This is a genomic window from Humidesulfovibrio sp., from assembly GCF_030689645.1.
GTDB lineage: Bacteria > Desulfobacterota > Desulfovibrionia > Desulfovibrionales > Desulfovibrionaceae > Humidesulfovibrio.
Window position 1 is genome coordinate 1 of record NZ_JAUYFU010000096.1, and the last position, 18,582, is coordinate 18,582.

The 18,582-nt window shown below is 64.8% G+C and carries 16 protein-coding genes; 2 read left to right on the plus strand and 14 right to left on the minus strand.

Annotation, left to right across the window (positions count from 1 at the left end):
- Nucleotides 1-41: 41 nt before the first annotated feature.
- The 4 genes from Q8O35_RS12920 to Q8O35_RS12935 form a co-directional block, all read right to left on the minus strand.
- Nucleotides 42-818, minus strand: coding sequence for a tetratricopeptide repeat protein (locus Q8O35_RS12920; RefSeq protein ID WP_305573976.1), 777 nt, complete (start codon nucleotides 816-818; stop codon nucleotides 42-44).
- A gap of 100 nt (nucleotides 819-918) precedes the next feature.
- Nucleotides 919-3,897 (minus strand): EAL domain-containing protein, encoded by a 2,979-nt coding sequence (locus tag Q8O35_RS12925; RefSeq protein WP_305573978.1) that lies wholly within the window; start codon nucleotides 3,895-3,897, stop codon nucleotides 919-921.
- Nucleotides 3,894-5,195: an ABC transporter substrate-binding protein gene (locus Q8O35_RS12930; RefSeq protein ID WP_305573980.1), complete on the minus strand. Its 1,302-nt coding sequence runs from the start codon at nucleotides 5,193-5,195 to the stop codon at nucleotides 3,894-3,896. Before Q8O35_RS12930 ends, Q8O35_RS12925 begins: the two co-directional genes overlap by 4 nt.
- 93 nt (nucleotides 5,196-5,288) lie before the next feature.
- Nucleotides 5,289-6,044: an RNA methyltransferase gene (locus tag Q8O35_RS12935; protein ID WP_305573982.1), complete on the minus strand. Its 756-nt coding sequence runs from the start codon at nucleotides 6,042-6,044 to the stop codon at nucleotides 5,289-5,291.
- A gap of 133 nt (nucleotides 6,045-6,177) precedes the next feature.
- On the opposite strand from Q8O35_RS12935, the gene Q8O35_RS12940 reads away from it, so the two are divergent.
- Entirely contained in the window at nucleotides 6,178-7,494 is a 1,317-nt protein-coding gene (locus Q8O35_RS12940) for a malic enzyme-like NAD(P)-binding protein (protein WP_305573984.1), read from the plus strand.
- A gap of 333 nt (nucleotides 7,495-7,827) precedes the next feature.
- Nucleotides 7,828-8,274: a glycine zipper domain-containing protein gene (locus tag Q8O35_RS12945; RefSeq protein ID WP_305573986.1), complete on the plus strand. Its 447-nt coding sequence runs from the start codon at nucleotides 7,828-7,830 to the stop codon at nucleotides 8,272-8,274.
- 150 nt (nucleotides 8,275-8,424) lie between these two features.
- Here the strand turns inward: Q8O35_RS12945 and Q8O35_RS12950 are convergent, their stop codons facing one another.
- The 10 genes from Q8O35_RS12950 to amrS all read right to left on the minus strand — a co-directional run.
- Nucleotides 8,425-9,141 (minus strand): hypothetical protein, encoded by a 717-nt coding sequence (locus Q8O35_RS12950; protein WP_305573988.1) that lies wholly within the window; start codon nucleotides 9,139-9,141, stop codon nucleotides 8,425-8,427.
- 115 nt (nucleotides 9,142-9,256) lie between these two features.
- Nucleotides 9,257-10,228, minus strand: coding sequence for a hypothetical protein (locus Q8O35_RS12955; protein WP_305573990.1), 972 nt, complete (start codon nucleotides 10,226-10,228; stop codon nucleotides 9,257-9,259).
- A gap of 14 nt (nucleotides 10,229-10,242) precedes the next feature.
- On the minus strand, nucleotides 10,243-11,421 hold the full coding sequence (locus tag Q8O35_RS12960; protein ID WP_305573992.1) for a pyridoxal phosphate-dependent aminotransferase: 1,179 nt from the start codon (nucleotides 11,419-11,421) through the stop codon (nucleotides 10,243-10,245).
- A complete protein-coding gene (locus Q8O35_RS12965) occupies nucleotides 11,418-12,863 on the minus strand; it encodes an FAD-binding oxidoreductase (RefSeq protein WP_305573994.1) in 1,446 nt (481 codons plus the stop codon). Before Q8O35_RS12965 ends, Q8O35_RS12960 begins: the two co-directional genes overlap by 4 nt.
- A gap of 27 nt (nucleotides 12,864-12,890) precedes the next feature.
- Complete coding sequence (locus Q8O35_RS12970) at nucleotides 12,891-13,535, minus strand: amino acid ABC transporter permease (RefSeq protein ID WP_305574005.1); 645 nt, start codon at nucleotides 13,533-13,535, stop codon at nucleotides 12,891-12,893.
- A gap of 47 nt (nucleotides 13,536-13,582) precedes the next feature.
- Nucleotides 13,583-14,398, minus strand: coding sequence for an amino acid ABC transporter ATP-binding protein (locus Q8O35_RS12975; RefSeq protein ID WP_371133133.1), 816 nt, complete (start codon nucleotides 14,396-14,398; stop codon nucleotides 13,583-13,585).
- A gap of 4 nt (nucleotides 14,399-14,402) precedes the next feature.
- On the minus strand, nucleotides 14,403-15,113 hold the full coding sequence (locus Q8O35_RS12980; RefSeq protein WP_305573996.1) for an amino acid ABC transporter permease: 711 nt from the start codon (nucleotides 15,111-15,113) through the stop codon (nucleotides 14,403-14,405).
- Between the two features lie 105 nt (nucleotides 15,114-15,218).
- Nucleotides 15,219-16,022: an ABC transporter substrate-binding protein gene (locus Q8O35_RS12985; RefSeq protein ID WP_305573998.1), complete on the minus strand. Its 804-nt coding sequence runs from the start codon at nucleotides 16,020-16,022 to the stop codon at nucleotides 15,219-15,221.
- 186 nt (nucleotides 16,023-16,208) lie between these two features.
- Nucleotides 16,209-17,513, minus strand: a complete 1,305-nt coding sequence (locus Q8O35_RS12990) for a radical SAM protein (protein ID WP_305574000.1) — start codon at nucleotides 17,511-17,513, stop codon at nucleotides 16,209-16,211.
- A gap of 121 nt (nucleotides 17,514-17,634) precedes the next feature.
- Nucleotides 17,635-18,582: AmmeMemoRadiSam system radical SAM enzyme (amrS, locus tag Q8O35_RS12995; RefSeq protein WP_305574002.1), on the minus strand; the 948-nt coding region annotated here is incomplete at its 5' end.

The window sequence follows — 18,582 nt, forward strand, 5'->3', positions numbered from 1 at the left end:
TCTAATCAGTTACGCGCGGCGTCCCGGTGCGGGGCATACGTTCACTCTCCGCCCACTTTCTTACGCTTCAGGTAGTCGATGAACTGACGGGCCTCGGCGTGTTCCGGGTTGAGCTTCAGGCAGGCGCCCAGATGCTGGGCAGCCGTTTTGGAGTCGCCCTTGTCAAAGGCGGCGCGGGCCATGTTGTAGTGCAGGTTCTCGTCGTCGGGCGAAAGCTCCAGCGCCCGGCGGTAATAGACCTGAGCCTCTTCGTGCATGCCCGTTTTCCGCAGGTTGATGCCGAACTCGTTGAACAGGTGCTTGTGCTCGTCTTGGAAGGCGGCGTCCAGGTGCACAACGCGCTCAAACACCTCGTGGGCCTTCTCGCGCTCGCCGCGCTCTATGTAGCACAGGCCGATGCCGAAGTTGGCGCGCACGTTGCTCATGTCCATGGCCAGGGCCTTGTTGTATTCGAACTCTGCGGTGAAGCTCTCGCCGCGCTTGCGGAACTTGTCGCCCCGGGCCACGGCCTTCTGGATCTCCAGCTCCTGGGGCGAGAGGTTCGACACGGCGCGGGCCATGCTCTTCTGCGGGTCGGGCAGGTAGTTGGCCAAAAGCTCGTCGCGGGTGACCTCGAGCTTGGGGCCGAAGGGCAGATCGCTGGCGGTGAGGGGCTGCACCTCCATCATGCCGTCCTCGCGCTCCTGCACAAAAAAGTAGGTCACAACCTCGGTTTTACGGGCCGTGGTGCCGGAACCGATCTTGGCCGTCTTCTTCTGGGAGAAGACGCCGCTGATGCGGGCTTGCGCCTGGTCTGGGGAAGAAGGAGTCTGACTCATAAGGGGCCTGCCTGGGTGATGTGCGATTGTGTACGACTACGCAGTACACCATAACCACGTGACGGGAAAGAGGTGAAAAAGAGGGGGGGCCTGCCGCGGGCTACGGGAAACCTTTCCAGCTCTGTGCAGCACCGGAGGCTATGAGCGCCAGCGCTTCTTCCATCTGTAGCGGCTGGGCGAAAAGGTAGCCCTGGGCGTAGCGGCAGCCCAGTTCGCGCAGGAAGGCCAGTTGCTCCAGCGTCTCCACGCCCTCGGCCACCACCTTGAGCCCCAGGCCCGCGCCAAGCGTCACCAGGGTGCGGACAATGGCTTCGCTGCCGGGGTCCAGCTCCTCCAGGGAAAGCCCAACCACAAAGGCCCGGTCTATCTTGATGGTGTCGACGCTGAAGCGCTGGATGTAGGACAGGGACGAGTATCCGGTGCCAAAGTCGTCGATGCACAGGCCCAGGCCCAGTTCGCGCAACTTGGCGGCGATGTCGCGGGCGCTGTTCACGTTGTCCAGCAGCACGCTTTCGGTGATTTCCAGGGCCAGGGCCGCCGGGGCCACCTGGGCGGACTGCATGGCCTGCTCCAGGTGCCCCACCAAAAGCGGATTGCGGAAATGCTTGGCCGAAATGTTCACGTTGGTCACAAAGGGCGTTTCCAGGCCGGGGGAATGCTTGAGCAGCGCCAGCTCAAACTCCTTGGTGGCGCAGCAGGCCTGGGCGAAGACCCAGTGGTCCAGCGGATAGATGATGCCGGTTTCCTCGGCCAGGGGGATGAACTCCGAAGGCGGAATCTCGCGTGCTCCTTCGCGCTTCCAGCGCACCAGGGTCTCGAATCCGGTGAGGCGGCGCTCGCGGATGTCCACGATGGGTTGAAACACAAGAGACAGGTTGCCCTGGCCCACGGCGCGCCGCAGCTCGATCTCCATCTCCATGAGTTCCTGGGCCTGGTGGTGCATGCGCTTGTTGAAGACCTTGAAGCGGCTCTTGCCCAAGGCCTTGGCGTGATACATGGCGGTGTCCGCGTCGCGCAGGAGCGCTTCGGGACGGTCGTAGCCGCCGGTGTGCAGCACGATGCCCAGACTGCCCGAGGTGGTCACCTCGCGGCCATCGAGATCCAGCGACTTTGATATCTCGTCCAGCACCCGGCGCGAGAAGCGTATGGCGTCGCGCGGGGCGGTAAGGTCCTCAAGCAGAATGGCGAACTCGTCGCCGCCGAAGCGGGCCACGGTGTCGGTGCTGCGGCCGCAGGCCACCAGGGCGTCGCTTACGTGGCGCAGCAGCTTGTCGCCAATGTCGTGCCCCATGCTGTCATTGATGGTCTTGAAACGGTCCAGGTCCATGTAGAGCACCGCGAAGCGGAAGTCCGGCCGACGGCGGGCGCGGTCCATGGCCATGCGCAAATGGTCCAGAAACAGCAGGCGGTTGGGCAGCCCAGTCAAGGAGTCGTGGAAGGCCTGGTGCACTAGGCGGCTCTCTGCCTCCTTGCGCAGGGTGATGTCCTCCACAAACCCCTCATAGTGCAAGGTCTTGCCCGTCAGGTCCACAACCTTGCGCGCATTCTCCGAAATCCAAATGACCCTGCCGCTCTTGCGCCGCACCTGGGACTCGAAGCTCTGCACCTGGCCGTGCTCCTCCATTACCTCCAGGAAGGCCTCGCGGCGCAGGGGCTCCACGTATGGGCTCATCTGCGAAAGAGCCGCCACCAGGGCCTCCGGCGAGTCGTAGCCGAAGATGAACGCCATGGCCGGATTGGCCGAAATGTAGCGCCCCTCGGGCGAAATCTGGAAAATTCCCTCCACGGCGTTCTCGAAGATGCCGCGGAACTTGGCCTCAGCCCGGCGCAGGGCGTCGCCCACCACCTTGCGCTCGGCCACCTCGATCTTGAGCTGGGTGTTGGCGCGAGAAAGCTCGCGGGTGCGCTCGGCCACCATCCGTTCAAGCAGCGCCCGCGATTCCTCGCGCTCCTGCTCCTGTTGCTTGGTCACCGTGATGTCGCGCAGGATGCACACGCTGGCCGGTCCTCCGGCCAATGGCACGCGGGCCACCGTGATCTCCACGGTGAACGGCAGGCCATCGACGCGGTTGACCTGCACCTCCACAAGCTGGGCTGCGCCAGATACGCCGCCGGTGTCTTCCCGCGCAGACACGGCCTCGCACACCCTTGGGCCGAAGACCTCGACGCAGCTCAAGCCTGTCAGGGTGGCCTCGGGCAGGCCGAACATGCGCAGAAGCGCCGGATTGTGCTGCAAAATAAGCCCGTCCTGCACCACAAGCAGGCCGTCGGCGATGTTGCCCACGATGGCCGACAAGGCGCCCAAGGCGCCCTTGAGCTCCAGCGTGGCCTCGGCCACTGTGTGCTCCAGCTGGGTCACGTGTCCGGCTATCTGCCCAGCCATGCTGCGCATGGAATCGGCCAGGGCTCCAATCTCATCGTTTGAACGCACATCGCAGGTGGTGGAGAAGTCGTGCGCGGCCACCTGCTGAGAGTAAACCGCCAGGCTGGCAAGCCGCCCGGTGATGCTGCGGATGAAAAGATAGGCTGCGGCCACGCAAACGAGAAAAGCCGCCAGGGTCAGCACGTGCTGCCGCAGAATGGCCGAGCCAGTGGCCCGGCGGATGGGCTCCGTGTCCATGCCGATGTGCACGAAGCCGCCCCGCCCGCCCAGCACCGGCTGCGCCACGTGGATGACCTCGGACCCGCCCTCAAGGGGGAGGGTGCGGATTTCCGCTTGAAGGTTGGAGGATTCGCGCCGTTGCATGTCGGCAATGACTTGCCGCACCGGTCCGGGCACCTCGGGCGTGAAGGTATGGGCCACAACAGCGCCACGGGCGTTCACAACCACGAGGTAGGACAGGTCGCCCATCTCCTGGTGCTGGTCGATGGCCGCCTGGATTCCGCCTGCGCTTTGGCCCAGCAGAAGCTCCGTGTTGCCATCGGCGATGCTGCGGGCGATGGCGAGGGCCCTGGCCTTGTATTCGTTCTCCAAAGTATGCTTGAGCTCACGCGAGGACAAAAACGACGTTGCCGCAGCCATGAGGCCGAAGGCCGCCACCATGAAGAGCAGCATGCGGATGAGCAGACGACCTCTCATGGCGTCACGCCCTTCAGTTTGTCCACGCCCTCGAAACGTCCGCCTCTATAAACTGTGAGGTAGGTGCGCCGGAGCCCCTGGCCGGAACCGGGGCGCAGATCCGCACTTTCGCCCAAGCCCAGATCGATGGCGCTCAGCCCGGCAAGGGCGCTGCGCAGCCGCTCCCGCGAGGGGGCATCGCCCATGCGCGACACGGCCTCGCCCAGAGCCATGCCGGCCAGAAAGCCCTCGAAGCTCACGAAGCTCAGGCGGTGGGGCACGTATTCGTCCGGGGTGAGCTGGGGCGGCAGCGGAGCCTTGACCGAGTTCATGGCCTGGCGGTAGGCCCGCACCGCTGGCAGGCGTTCATCCTCGTAGCTGGGCACCACCTGGGAGAACACCAGTCCGGTCAGATAGTCGCGCCCGGTGACGCGGCTTTGAGCCTGCAGAAGCTTTGCAAGATTGTCGGCATCGGCAAAGGAGAGCGTGGCCACGAGATCCGTGAAGCCTGCGCCGCGCAGATCGCGCACAAAGGCCGCGCAGGCCGGGGCAGTGCCCACGGTGATGATGGCGTCAGGCTTGCCTGCCAGCACGAGGGACACCTCGCGGCGGAAATTACGGTCAAAGGCCGCGCCCCGGCGGTAAGTCGCCTCGGACACCAGGGGCAGCCCATAGTCCAAAAGCCTCAGGCGCACGCCGTCCCAGCCGTTCCTGCCGTAGACATCGGCCTGGTGGAATACGGCGATGCGCTTGCGCCCGGCTGCCACCAGCGCGTCCACAAGATGCCTTGTCTCCGTCAGGTACGAGGCCCGGAGATTGCAAACACAGGCGCTGTTAGGCTGGGTGCGCAGCATGTCCGCCCCGGTGAGGGGGAACAGCAGGGTCATTGAGGAGGAGTCATAGTGCTGCAAAAGCGGCAGCACGCGGGCCGTTGTGGGCGTGCCCACGTAGCCCAAAAGCGCGAACACCCGCTCCTGCTCCACAAAGGCGATGGTGTTGCTCATGGCCGCAGCCGGATCATAGGCGTCGTCGCGCAGAGACAGCGCAAGCCGCCACCCCCCGGCCCCGCCCTGGGCGTTGATGTGCTCAAAGGCGGCCATGAGCCCCCGGTAGTACTCCATGCCGAGGCCACGCGCCGGGCCGCTGAAGGCGGCGGACATCCCAAAGACGAGCTCGCCTGCGGCCATGGCCGACTGCGGTCCCAGGCTCACCAAAAGGCACACGGCAACGGCAAGCGCCCGCAAGGGGCGAAAGCGAAACAGGGCCGTCACCTTGAGGGGACTGTTGCGGCCTGAGATGATCGAACGCAGTCTGAACATGGCATCCCGCACGTTTCGACGACAAAGTGAGCCCGCCGCTGAACCAATACTTCTCACTTTGCCCTTTTGACAGGAAAAATCAATGCCCCAGGCTTACTCTATGCCACCCGTTTTTTGCGAACGCGCAGCAACGCTGCGCACTTGGCGGCAAATCCCCATGAGCAGATTGAACTCGTTCCTGCGCAGCCGGAACCGCGAGAAAAACCGCCGCACCGGCAGCATCCAGTACTCGGCGTTCTGGTCTTTCAAAAAGTCGATGGCCGAAAGCGCTTCCTGCATGTTGGCGAAGAGCGCCTGACGCTCCTCGAAGGAGGCGTCGCGCTCCGTGGGGGGACCTTTCGGCTCATAAGGCTTCAGGAGCGCCAGTTGGAAGCACTCGTACAAAATAATGAGCACGGCCTGAGAAAGATTCAGGGAGGTGCACTCCGGGCTGGCCGGAATCATCACCAGTTGATCGCACAGGCTGGTCTCCTCATTTGTCAGACCGCGGTCCTCCGGCCCGAAGACCAGGGCCACGCCAGCGCCCTCGCGCAACCGGTCCAGCACCTCCGGCGCAGCCTTGACCGGAGTGAGCAGGCCCTTGCGCCAGCCCCCGGTGCGCGCAGTGGTGCCAATGACCAGGCTCGCGCCCGCCAGGGCCTCGGCCAGGGTGTCCGTGATGCGGGCGGCCTCCAGTATGTGCCGGGCGTGCGAGGTGGCAAGGGGCGCGGCCCGGTCGATATCATAGCCCTGGGGGTCCACCAGCACCAGTTGACTGGCTCCCATGTTCAGCATGGCGCGAGCGACTGACCCCACGTTTTCGGCATATTTTGGGCGGAACAACACCACTTGAAGGGCGCGTAAAGGCATTTCGTCTCCTCAAAGGAACTCTGGCTCGCCACAGGTGCGCCCCTTGACGCGGCCCAGGCTGCAATCTAGACTTCTCAACCGTGCCGTAGCGGCACAACCCCGGACCAACCTCAACTCACAGGGAGAACCCCAGATGGCGCTGTACACCAAGGAAGAGGCCCTCAAGTACCATTCCATGAAGCGGAAGGGCAAGCTTGAGGTCATGAGCATCAAGCCCTGCGAGACGCAGAAACACCTGACCATGGCCTACAGCCCCGGCGTCGCCGAGGCCTGCAACGCCATCCACGCCGATGTGGAGAAGGTCTACGAATACACCAACAAAGGCAACCTCGTGGCCGTGGTTTCCAACGGAACCGCCGTGCTCGGCCTGGGCAACATCGGGCCTGAAGCCGGCAAGCCGGTCATGGAAGGCAAGGGCGTGCTCTTCAAGATTTTCGCCGACATCGACGTGTACGACCTGAACATCCGCCAACTGGACCCGGACAAGGTCATCGAGTTCTGCAAGATGCTGGAGCCCACCTTTGGCGGCATCAACCTTGAGGACATCAAAGCCCCGGAATGTTTCAAGATAGAGCAGACGCTCATCAAGGAAATGAACATCCCGGTGTTCCACGACGACCAGCACGGCACCGCCATCATCTCCGGCGCTGGCCTCATCAACGCGCTGGACATCAGCGGCAAGAACATCAAAAACATCAAGCTGGTGGTTTCCGGTGCGGGCGCTGCCGCCATCTCCACCACCCGCTTCTACGAGTCCATGGGCCTGGACAAGAGCCAGGTCTGGATGTTCGACTCCCGCGGGCTCATCCACACCGGCCGCACGGACCTGAACCCGGAAAAGGCTTACTACGCCCAGCCCAAGCCCTGCACCCTGGCCGAGGCCATGGTCGGCGCCGACGTGTTCCTGGGCCTGTCCACCAAAGACATCCTCTCGCCCGAGATGGTCAAGAGCATGGGCGCGCACCCGGTGATCTTCGCCTGCGCCAACCCGGACCCGGAAATCGCCTACCCCGTCGCCAAGGAAGCAAGGCCCGACTGCATCATGGCCACCGGCCGCTCCGACTTCCCCAACCAGATCAACAACGTGCTGGGCTTCCCTTACATCTTCCGCGGCGCTCTCGACGTCCGCTCCAAGGTCATCAACGAAGAGATGAAGCTGGCCGCCGCAGGCGCGCTGGCCGAACTGGCCAAGGAGCCGGTGCCCGCCGAGGTCTGCGCCGTGTACGGCGTGAAAGAGCTCAGCTACGGCATCGACTACGTTATCCCCAAGGCGCTGGACCCGCGCGTACTGGAATGGGTCTCCCCGGCTGTGGCCAAGGCGGCCATGGATTCCGGCGTGGCCAAGAATCAGCTGGACCTCATCCAATACAAAAAAGAACTGGCCGCCCGCATGACCGAGTCCAAGCGCCGCACCCAGCTTGTGGTCGACAGCTTCGGCTACGACCTGTAAGATTCGGGAGACGCACATCTCCAAGGCCCGGAAGCGATTCCGGGCCTTTTTTATGCCCGGACAACTGCGCACCCTGCTTCCTGCATGGCGCATTTTTTGCGCACATTGACAAGGGCTGCGACAGCGCGAACGGCATAATACTCCGTGATAATGATCAATTTATTTCTGGCCCGAAGCTTGCTCAACTCTCCAAGAAAGGTCCGCATCTTGACGATTGCGCAGGAAGGAGTATCTTCCCGCGCAGAGTCCGGGCCTGGAATTTCGATCACTGAAAACTCGGCCCCCCCGGTAATCTCGACTGTTCGCGGGCACACCCCGCACAAGGAGGATCACATGAAACGCCTCATCGCTTCCGCAATCCTCGCCACCTTCCTCATGGGCACCCTTGCTGGCTGCGCCGACAAGGCCCAGACCGGCGCGGGCCTGGGCGCCCTCACCGGCGCCACAGTGGGCGCGCTCACGTCCAAGAACAAGGTTTCCGGCGCGGCCATCGGCGCGGGCATCGGCCTCTTGCTTGGCTACATGATCGGCAACGAGATGGACAAGCACGACAAGGAGCAGGTCAACAAGGTGCTGGAGACGCAGCCCTCAGGCAAGCCCATGGCCTGGAAGAATCCGGACAGCGGTAACCAGTACGAGGCCACGCCCAGCCCGGCCTATGTCCAGAACGACAAGGTCTACCGCGACATTTACATCAAGGCCAACGTGGACGGACAGGAAAAGGACGTGAAGGCCAAGGCCTACCGCAACCCCGACGGGACCTGGGTCCTGGTGCAGTAAGCCCGCCGCGCCCCGAGATCGACGTGCAAAGGCCCGGAGCGCAGGTTCCGGGCCTTTTTTGCGTTCTGGTCTCGGCAGAGGCGGCGTCTGGAAAAGCAAAAGAGGCCGGAAACTCGTCCCGGCCTCTTGTATTCTGCGGATGCGCTGGAGCTAGAAGCGGCCTTCGCCGGTCTTGTGCTCCGTTCCAATGGGTTTGGAGGCGTCCACCGGGCCGGGCTGCACTTCGTGGCGCACCTCCGGCAGCGCCGGGGCCTTGTCCGGCCCTGGGCGGCTCACGGAATAGGAGTTCAGGTCGTCGGTCTGACCCGCCGGAGCCGGAGTCGGGGCTCCGCCTGGGCGGCGCACCTCGGTGCTGGAGGCGGAGACCTTGCGTTCGCCGCTGTAGTTGCTGCCAACCACGCGGTCGCCATGGCTGGCGGTCTTGCGGGTGGGCTTCTTCTCAACCTTCTTGTCGGCCTTCTTCTCGGCCACAATCTCCTGGGAACCGGCCTTCTTGGCCTTATTGGCCTTGCTGGCCTTGCCCGCCTCAGCCTTGGCCGGGACAACGGGAGCACCGGCGGCCGCATTCTTAGACTTCTTGTTCTTTTTGCCCTTGTCCTCGGCGGCCTTGGCCAGCTCATCCACCTTGGCCTTGCGGTTCTTCTTGGCGATCTTCTCGCCGGGCTTCACTTCGACCCAGCCGCCCTGCCCCTGGCCGGGAGCGGCCTTGCCGGACTTTTTGGACTTGGCGCGCTGCGCCTTCTTTTCTTTGAGGGCGGCTTCGCGCTCCTCCGGGGCCATCTTGTAGACCTTGGCCTGAGCAGGCTCCACGGCCATCAGGCCCAGTATCAGGGCCGCAGCAAGCAGACCGGTGCAGAGTTGACGCATAGTTAAGCCTCCTTGAGGGGGGAATGGACGCCAAAGGTGCTCGTCCGTCCAATTATCTGACCATACAGCATGAGCGCCCAGCGCGTCCAGAGGTTGAAAAGCGCTGCTCTCGCGGCTACTTCAGCAGGTTTCCGAGCTTGCCCTGGTCGAAACCATCCACGCGAACGCCGTCCACGAAGATCACCGGAGTGCCGCTGATGTCCATGCCCGCCGCCTTGGCCATGTCTTCCTGAACGGCCTTGTCCCAGGGCGAGCCGCCAAGCGCCATCACAATGGCCTCGCCGTCCTTGCCCAGGGCCTTGAGTTCCGGGAACCGCACCAGGAAGGCTTGGGCCACCTCGATCCAGGCCTTCTTGAGGCTGTCCGGGCTCCTGTCGGCCAGTTTGGGCACGGGGAGGTCGGTGTAGGCGAAGCGCGCGAAGTCCAAGCTGCGCTTCGGAGCCTTGTCCGCCGCCCAGGCCATAAGTGCGCAGGCGATGTCCGCGCCAGGGTGCGAAGTGAGCGGGAAATGCGCCAGCTTGAGCTCCGAGAAGGCCGCAGTCTTGCCCATGAGATAGGAGAAAGCCGTGCGGCAGTAGGGGCAGAAGGGGTCGGACACGTAGACCACCGCAGGCTTGCCCGTGCCCTTCATGAGCGTGTGCCCAAGGGTTTTGAGGTCCGAAGCGCGCATCTTGTCCCGGGCGTCCTTCAGGATGCTCTTGCCTGCTGCAAGTTCGACGATGTCGGACACGTAGAAGCGGCCGTCGGCGCTGACGAACATGGTGAAGGGCTGGGCCTGGCCAGCCTCTGGCGCGAGCAGGCCGCGCACCACGTAAATATCTGTCCCGGCAAAGGCGGCGGCCTTTTCCGCAGCCTCCACGCGCACGTCCGCGGCCTGAAGCGCCGGGGCGTTGGCCCGGGAGGCCAGCCCCGCGACAAAGTTGCGGCGGAAAGCCTCGGCGTCAAACTCGGCTGCCTGCTTTTCAGCACGCGCCTCAGGCTGCTGGGCGGCCTTGGCCTTTTGGCTCGGGGCGGCCAAAACCGGAACCGCGTAAAGTGCGGCGGCAAACCCCAGAACCAGGGCCAGGCGATTGGAAATGCGGCGCATTGGGACTCCTTTGCTTACAGCTGTGCGGACCAGGCGGCCAGACGGTCGCAGGCCTCGTTGATTTCGGCCTCATCGCCGCCGAAGGACAGGCGCACGTGGCCCTCCCCGCCCGGCCCAAAAGCTCCGCCGGGGATGGTGATGACCCGCGCCTCGCGGATGAGCCGGATGGCCAGCTCGCGCGAGTTCTCCACGGGCAGGTCGGCCTTGGCCATGACATAGAACGCGCCGCGCGGGCGGACGCAGCTCATGCGCGCCATGCCGGAAAGGCGCTGGCAGATGAGGTTGCGGCGCAGCTCAAGCGCGGCCTTCATTGCGTGATACACGTCCTGCGGCCCGGTGAGGGAGGCCAAGGCCGCCACCTGGGCCGGGGTTGGCGCGCAGATGGCTGCGGCATCGTGGATCTTGAGCATCTGGTTCAGGAGCTGTTCCTGCGCCCAAACGAAGCCCACGCGCCAGCCCGTGAGGGCGAAGCGCTTGCTGAAGCTGAACACGCCCACCAGCAGATGCCGCAGTTCCAGCAGGCTGGCAAGGCTGAATGCGGGCTCGCCGTCGTAGGCCAGGGCGTCGTAGGTGTCGTCGCAGATGACGAAGATGTTGTGCTTGAGGGCCAGCTCGGCCACCCTGAGCAGGTCGGCCTTGGCCCAAACCGCGCCCGTGGGGTTGTGCGGGCTGGAGATGATGATGGCCTTGGTGCGCGGGGTGATGGCCGCAGCCACCGCGTCCGGGTCCAGACTCCAGTCCTGGCGCCGCAGGGGCGCGAACACGGGTATGCCCTCCGACAGGAGGATCTGCTCCACGTGGGAGGGGTAGAAGGGCTCGGGAACGATGACCTCGTCCCCAGGGCCGATGAGCGTCAGCATGGCGCAGAGCAGCCCCTCCATGCCGCCCACGGTGATGGCCACCTCCCGTTCAGCATCGGCTGGAAGGCCCTTTTCCGCGTGCAGCAACTCCGCCGCAGCGCGCCGCAGGGCAGGCATTCCGGGCTGGAGCGAATACTTTCCCGCCGCCGGATCGTCGCGCAGGGCGCGGCACACGGCGTCCACCACATGCTCCGGGGTCTTGAAGGACGGGATGCCCTGGCCGAGGGACACGCAGCCGCCAACCTGGGCCGCGATCATGGGCATCTCCTTGGTGGCGGAGATCTTGATCTGCTTCACGCGGCGCGAAAGCCGGGCTTCAAAGTCGCTGCTCACGCGTCCTCCTTGGGGTTCCCGTTGACCGCCGCCACATCAGGAAACAGCTTGCCGGGGTTCAGGATGTTGTTCGGGTCAAGGAGGTTCTTGATGCCGCGCTGAAGGCGCAGGCTCACCGGAGAGATTTCAAGCGGCAGCAGGTGGCGCTTGGCCAGGCCCACGCCGTGCTCGCCGCTCATGGTGCCGCCAAGGGCCAGAGCCAGGCGCACGCACTCCTCGGCCGCAGCCTCCACGCGCGGCCGCGCCGCCTCGTCCGGGGAGGTCAGATTCAGATGGATGTTGCCGTCCCCCGCGTGGCCAAAGGCATAGATCACCACGCCGTAACGCCCCTCCACCTGGGGCAGGGCGGCCACCATCCGGGCGATGTTGCCGATGGGCACGGCGATGTCTTCAGGTATGAACACTGTGCAGGCCTCGTGAATGCGCGAGCTCACGCTGCGGCGCACCTTCCACACAGCCTCGCGGGCCTCGTCGTCCGGCGCGGGCAGAATCGCCAGAGCGCCCAGCTCGCGGCAAATGGCCTCGATGTCCGCCGCGCTTCGGGCGGTCTCTTCCCGCGTGCCGTCGCACTCGATGAGCACCAGGGCCTCGCCCCGACCCGTCAGACTGTCCTTCACGTGTCCGGGCAGCAGGTCGCCCACGAGCTTCAGACAGGTGGCGTCCAGAAATTCCATGGCCGAGGGCAGGTGTCCCCGGGTCATCACCGCGATGATAGCCCGCATGGCCGAATCCAGGTCGGCGAACACTGCGGCCAGGCATTGCTGATGCGCCGGGTGCGGCAAAAGCTTCAAGGTCAGTTGGGTGATGACCCCGAGGGTGCCCTCGCTGCCCACAAGCAGCCGCGTCAGGTCGTAGCCCACCACGCCCTTGCGCGTGGCCGTGCCCGCCCGGATGACCTCGCCCGTGGGCAGCACCGCTGTGAGGCCCAGCACGTAGTCGCGGGTGGTGCCATACTTGACGCAGGCCGGGCCGCCCGCGTTTGTGGCGGCGTTGCCGCCGATGGTGCTGGTGTCCAGGCTGGCCGGGTCGGGCGGGTAAAAAAGCCCCTTGGCCTTGGCCGCACGGCGAAGATCCCCGGTGAACACGCCCGGCTCCACGGTGGCTGTCACGCTCTCCGCGTCGATGGCGAGGATGCGGTTCATGGCGGTCAAGTCCAGCACCACGCCGCCGGTTTCCGCCAGGCAGCCCCCGGCCAGGCCGGTGCCGGCCCCGCGCGGAATCACGGCGAAGCCGTGCTCGTTGGCCAGAACCACAAGACGCGCCACCTGAGCCTCATCCCGCGCCAGCAGCACGGCTGCGGGCGGCAGGCAAATGCCGGAGTCGTCGCGGCTGCGGGCGTCCAGGGCCTCGGGACACGTCAGGAGGTCCGAGCCGAACTCTCGTTCCAGCAGGGCCAGTATTTCAGCACGTGGGGCGCCGGGATGCAGCATGGCCGACTCCATGGGGGCTTTTTGATGAGGAGGAAAGACCTAGGTTCTGGGCCGCTCGAAACCGGGCACGCTCATGGCGTCCTCGAGGAGATGCAGCAGCCAGCCGGCCAGGGTGACAAGCACCAGATAGTACACGCCAAGGGTGCAGAACACCTCGATATTGCGCCAGGTGTTTTTGGCGATGGTGGTGGCCGTGCCGGTAAGTTCGTTCACCGTGATGATGGAGGCCAGCGACGAATACTTGATGAGGTAGATGATCTCGTTGCCGCAGCCGGGAAGCGCCCGGCGGAAGGCCTGGGGCAGCACGATGTTCAGCACCGCCTGCCGGGTGGTCATGCCCAGGGCCAGGGCGGCGCGGATCTGCCCGCGCTTGATGGAGTTGAGGCCGCCCCGGATGTACTCGCTCTGGTAGGCGCCGCTGCACATGCCGAAGGCCAGGATGGACGCCTCGATGGGGTCGAGCACAAGGCTCCAGCCGCCAATCTTGATGTACGGCAGGGCGAAGTACCAGAAGAACACCTGCACCACCAGCGGCGTGCCGCGGAAGAGCGAAACATAGGCTTCGGTGAGCTTGCGCACCGGCTTTGGGCCATACACGCGCAGCACGCCTGCCGTAAGCCCGATGAGTACGCCCAGAAGCGCAGATGGCACGATGACCAACACGCTGGTCCACAGGCCCTCCATGAGCCCGGGCGCCAGCTCTGCGCGCAGGAATTCAAAATACGGGGTGCTCACAGACGGCATTCTCCCGCTTCATTGTCGCCGGTCAGTTCGCTGATCTTGGAGCAAAAAGCCTGGGTGCGTGAGCTGGAGCCCCGGCCCAGAAGCTCGGCGGGGGAGCCGTGCTCGACAACCCTGCCCTTGTCCATGAACAGGAACTCGTCGGCCAGGCTGGCGGAGAAGCTGATCTGGTGCGTGGCCATGATCATGGTCATGCCGCCTTGGGCCAGGTCGCGGATGACGGCCAGCACCTCGCCGATGAGCTCGGGATCAAGGGCGCTGGTGGGCTCGTCCAGAAGCATCACCTTGGGGTCCATGGCCAGGGCGCGGGCGATGGCCACGCGCTGCTTCTGCCCGCCGGAAAGGTTGGCCGGATACAGCGCGGCCTTGTCCTTCAGGCCCACGCGGGCCAGCTCGGCCACGGCGCGCTCGGTGGCCTCAAGCTTGCTCAGGCCCTTGACCTTCATGAGCGCCACGCGGACGTTCTCCAGCGCGCTCAGGTGATCGAAAAGATTGAAGTCCTGAAAGATCATGCCCACCTGCTGGCGGAAGGCGCAAAGCTCCTTCTTGCTCTTCTTGTCGACCTCGCGGCCCTCCAGCAAAATGTGGCCGGAATCCGGCGGCATGAGGAAGTTCAGGCACTGCAGCAGCGTGCTCTTGCCCGCGCCCGAAGGCCCGATGAGCACCTTGACCCGGCCCCGGCCTATATCCAGGCTCACGGAGTCGAGGACGCGGTTGCCTCCCAGGGTCTTGAACAGGTTCCGGGCCTCCAGGATGGTGTCGGCGGGAACGGCGCTTCCGCTGGCGGCGGTCATGGCGTCAGACATGGGATTAGGCGGCTCCTTGGCGCGTGTAGCCCGCGATGCGGACCCTGTTTTCGAGCATGTTCAGAGCCTTCACCCCGACCCAGGTGAGGGCGAAAAAGATGATGCCCGCCACGAAGGCCATGCTCACCGGCTCGTGGGTGGTCGAGGCGATGGAGCGCATGCGGGCCATGATCTCCACAACGCCGATGGTGAAGGCCAGGGCGGAGTCCTTGAGCAGGATGGAGTACTCGTTGCTCCAGGCGGGAATGGAAAGGCGCAGGGCCTGGGGCAGGATGATGGTGCGGATGGCCTGGGCGTCGGTCATGCCCAGCGCACGCGCGGCCTTGAGCTGCCCCGGCGGCAAGGACTGGATGGCTCCCCGGAAGATCTGCGACTGGTAGGCGCTGGAGGTGAGGCCGAGAACCAGCACCGCAGCAACGAAGGGGCCGTCAAGGCCCAGGCCCGTCAGACCCGGCAGGGTGGAAAGCCAGGACAGGATGCCGAAATAGAAGATGTACATCTGCACCAGAATGGGAATGCCCCGAAACAGCCACACATAGATGGACACCGCGCGGCGCACGGGCTTGGGTCCGTAGACCTGGAGCACGGACAGGGGAACGCCCAGGGCGAGCCCCAGCAGCATGGCCCCCACAATGAGGCCGACAGTCCAGACCACCCCGCCCAGCATGTAGGGAAGGGCATCGTGGACGGCATTGAATGCGACGGCGAAATCCATAAAATCCTGTGTTGGCGGTCAAAAAACACCGGCCCTGAAAAAGGCCGAAAGGCTTCGGCGTTTATCCGAAGCCTTTCGGTTCTTTTCTTCAGGCCGGAATGCGGTCTAGTCGACGTCGTACTTCTTCTTCAGTTCCTGCCAGTAGGGGTCGGCCATGAGCAGCTTGAGACCATCGTTGATCTTCTTCAGCAGCTCGGCGTCGTCCTTGCGCACGGCGTAGCCGTAATTCTCGGCAGGAGCATCGAAGGTGCCCACGACCTTGACGTTCTTGTCCTTCTTCAGAACTTCCTTGGCGATGGTGTTATCCATGCCCGAACCGTCGATGCGGCCCACGGGGAGGTCCTGCATGGACAGGTCCGAGGAGTCGTACTGCACCAGCTTGAACTTCATGCCGGGCTTCTTGGAAAGCTCTTCCAGGTACTTGGCGGTGACGGTGCCGCGCTGCACGCCGATCTTTTTGTTGGTGGTCAGCATCTGCTCCAAGGTGGCCTTGCTGTCGCCCTTGACCACGAGCACCTGGGTGACCTGGTAGTAGGGATCGGAGAAATTGACGCGCTGGGCGCGCTCGGCGGTGGCGCTCATGCCGGAGCAGATCATGTCGATCTTCTTGGCCTCAAGGGCGGGGATGATGGCGGACCACTCGACGGGCTGGTGCTTGACCTTGAAGCCCATCTTCTTGCCGATCCACTCGATGGCTTCAACGTCGAAGCCCACGGTCTTGCCCTCTTTGTCCACGAAGGCGTAAGGCGGGAAGCCGCCGCCGTCGATGCCGTTGACGAGGGTTTTTTCCTCGGGGGCTTTGGCGGTGGCGTTGGCGGTGGCGTTGTCGGCGGCCTTTTCGGGCGCTTTCTGGCAGCCCACCAGGGCCAGGCCAAGGACCATGGCGACAGCAAATGCGAGACGTTTCATGCGGGAACCCCTTTGTTCAGATCGTGTGTTCAACTCATGTGGTGCAGAGTCATCCCCGAAGCGCCACGCGCCCCCAGGGCAGCCGGATCATTTCGGTTCCGCTTAACAGACTGCGCCCCCGCAGGCAAGGACCGGCAGGGGCGCTAAGGGGTCTGATTGCATGCCGCTTCAAACGCGGGCGGGCGTTCAGCCTGCGGGAGCGGCGTTCCTGTCGCGGCCCGGGTCCAGATACGGGTTGAAGTACCCGAAGCCCAGGTGAGGGCAGGTCTTTTTCAGGCGTTTCATAAAATTGGCCAGGCCCATGCACGGCCCGAAGTCGAACCCGGCCATGAGGCTCATGGCCAGCTCCGGGTCCAGGTTCAGGTTGCGCAGCTGGATGAAGTCGAGGTTGGTTTCCTGCACCAGTGCGGCCAGAGCGCCCAGCTCGTTCTCGCAGTCGGTGACGCCGGGGAAGTACAGCAGGTTCAGGGAGACGAAGAGCCCCAGGTCCTTGGCCGCGCGGATGCTCTGCACCACGTCCTCGAACTGGTAGCCATTAGGCCGGTAGTATGCCTCGTACGGGCCTTTGCGCACGCTGTTCAGGCTCACGCGGATGGAGTCCACCCCGGCCCTGGCAAGGTCCGGCAGCACGCCGGGCAGGCTGGCGTTGGTGTTCACGTTCACCGTGCCCTTGCCCCCGCCCTTGCGGAACTTGGACACGGCGGCGCTGATGAGCGCGGCCTCGGTGAGGGGCTCGCCCTCGCAACCCTGGCCGAAGGAGTAGATGGGCTTGCGCTCCTTGCCCTGATGGCGGCGCATGACCTCGATGATTTCCTTGTCCGTAGGCTTGAAGGCGATGCGGTTCTGGGTGGAGGGAAAGCCGGAGTCCTCGGGCTGGTGCGAGATGCAGCCAACGCAGCGGGCATTGCAGGTGCGCGAGGTGGGCAACGGGGCCTCGAAGCGGCCCAGGGAGAAATTCTTGGCCGCCGGACAACCGTAGGTCAGGGCGCAACTGGTGAGGTGCCGCACCAGGCGGTTTTCCGGCAGCTCTGCCAGAAGCTTGCGCGCGCCGGTCTCGATGCGTTCACGCGGGATGCCCCCGAACTCCTGCCTGCGGTCCTGGTCCACGCGCCGGGCGCAAACGTAGAACTTACCCTCGAAGAAGCCCAGGGCCCCGTAGGCGAACAGCGGCAAGATGGGCGCGCCGGGGCGCGTCTGATAGGCGGCGGAGGCGGACAGGGTGTGCGCAGGGCTGGCGAACACGGCCACGGCCAGTTCATCCGGCTCGCCCAGCTCCTCCACCTGCCCGGTCTCAGGGTCGAAGCCCAGGGCGCTGCGGCCAGGCAGCAGGAAGAACTCGCTGTCCGCTGGCAGGGGCATCAGCTCGTCCGGGCGCGGCAGGGTCAGCTCGCCGCCGCGGCGGCACAGCATCAGCAGCTCGGGGTGGTCGTAGATGTTGCCGGCTTTGTCGGCAAAGACCATGTAGGGTTCGATGTGCTTGGTGGTGCTCATGCCCCCCAATACGCCGCCGAGGCTCCGTTCGCAAGCCGAAGCCGCAAGCCGGGATCACGGGGAGACGCGATGCGAGGCCTGGCAGCCCCAGGGCAGCATGGGGGCGACTCGAAAAACGCCCTCAGGACCAGACCCCGGCCAGGACCGCGCCGCAGAACAGGCAGCGCCCGCCGGGCAGGCCGGTGTGAGCGTGGAAGCCTTCGCGCCCCAGGGCCAGCTTGCCGCAGGCCGGGCAATGGGTATCGCCGAAGCCAACCCCGGCCACGTTGCCGATGTACACGTAGTTGAGCCCGGCGGCGCGGCCCAGGTCGCGGGCTGCCAAAAGCGTGGGCGTGGGCGTCACAGGGCGGTCCAGCAGCTTGTAGTCCGGGTGGAAGCGCGAAAGGTGCCAGGGCGTGTCCGGCCCCAGCTCCCTGGCGATGAATGCGGCCAGCTGCGCCAGCTCCTCCGGGGAATCGTTGAGACCGGGAATAAGCAGGGTCGTCACCTCGATCCACCAGCCGAGGCTGCGCATGTGTTTGAGGTTCTCCAGCACCGGAGCCAGCCGCGCGCCGCACTGGTCCTCGTAGAAGCCCTCAGTGAAAGCCTTCAGGTCCACGTTTGCCGCCTGAATAAACCCTGTTTCCGCAGGGCCGCAAGCCTCCAGGCAGTCCGGGCTCATGAACCCGTTGGTCACCAGAACGTTCTTGAGCCCGTTTGCCAGGGCCAGCCGGGCCGTGTCCTCCACCAGCTCGAAAAACACCGTTGGCTCGGAGTAGGTGTAAGCCATGCTCTTGCAACCCGAGCCCAGGGCCGCGTCAACCAGGGCCTTGGGCTGCATGGCGTGGCCCTTTATGGCCTGGCCCAGGCGCGGCGGCTGCGACAGGCTGGCGTTCTGACAGAAGGAGCAGGACAGGTTGCAGCCCATGGTGCCCAGCGAAAAGATGCGCGTTCCGGGCAGAAAATGGTACAGAGGCTTCTTCTCCACCGGGTCCACGTTGAGGGCCGCAGGCAGACCGTAGACCAGGGTGACAAGCTCGCCGCCGCGATTCTCGCGCACGGCACAAATGCCGCGTCCGCCAGGCTTGAT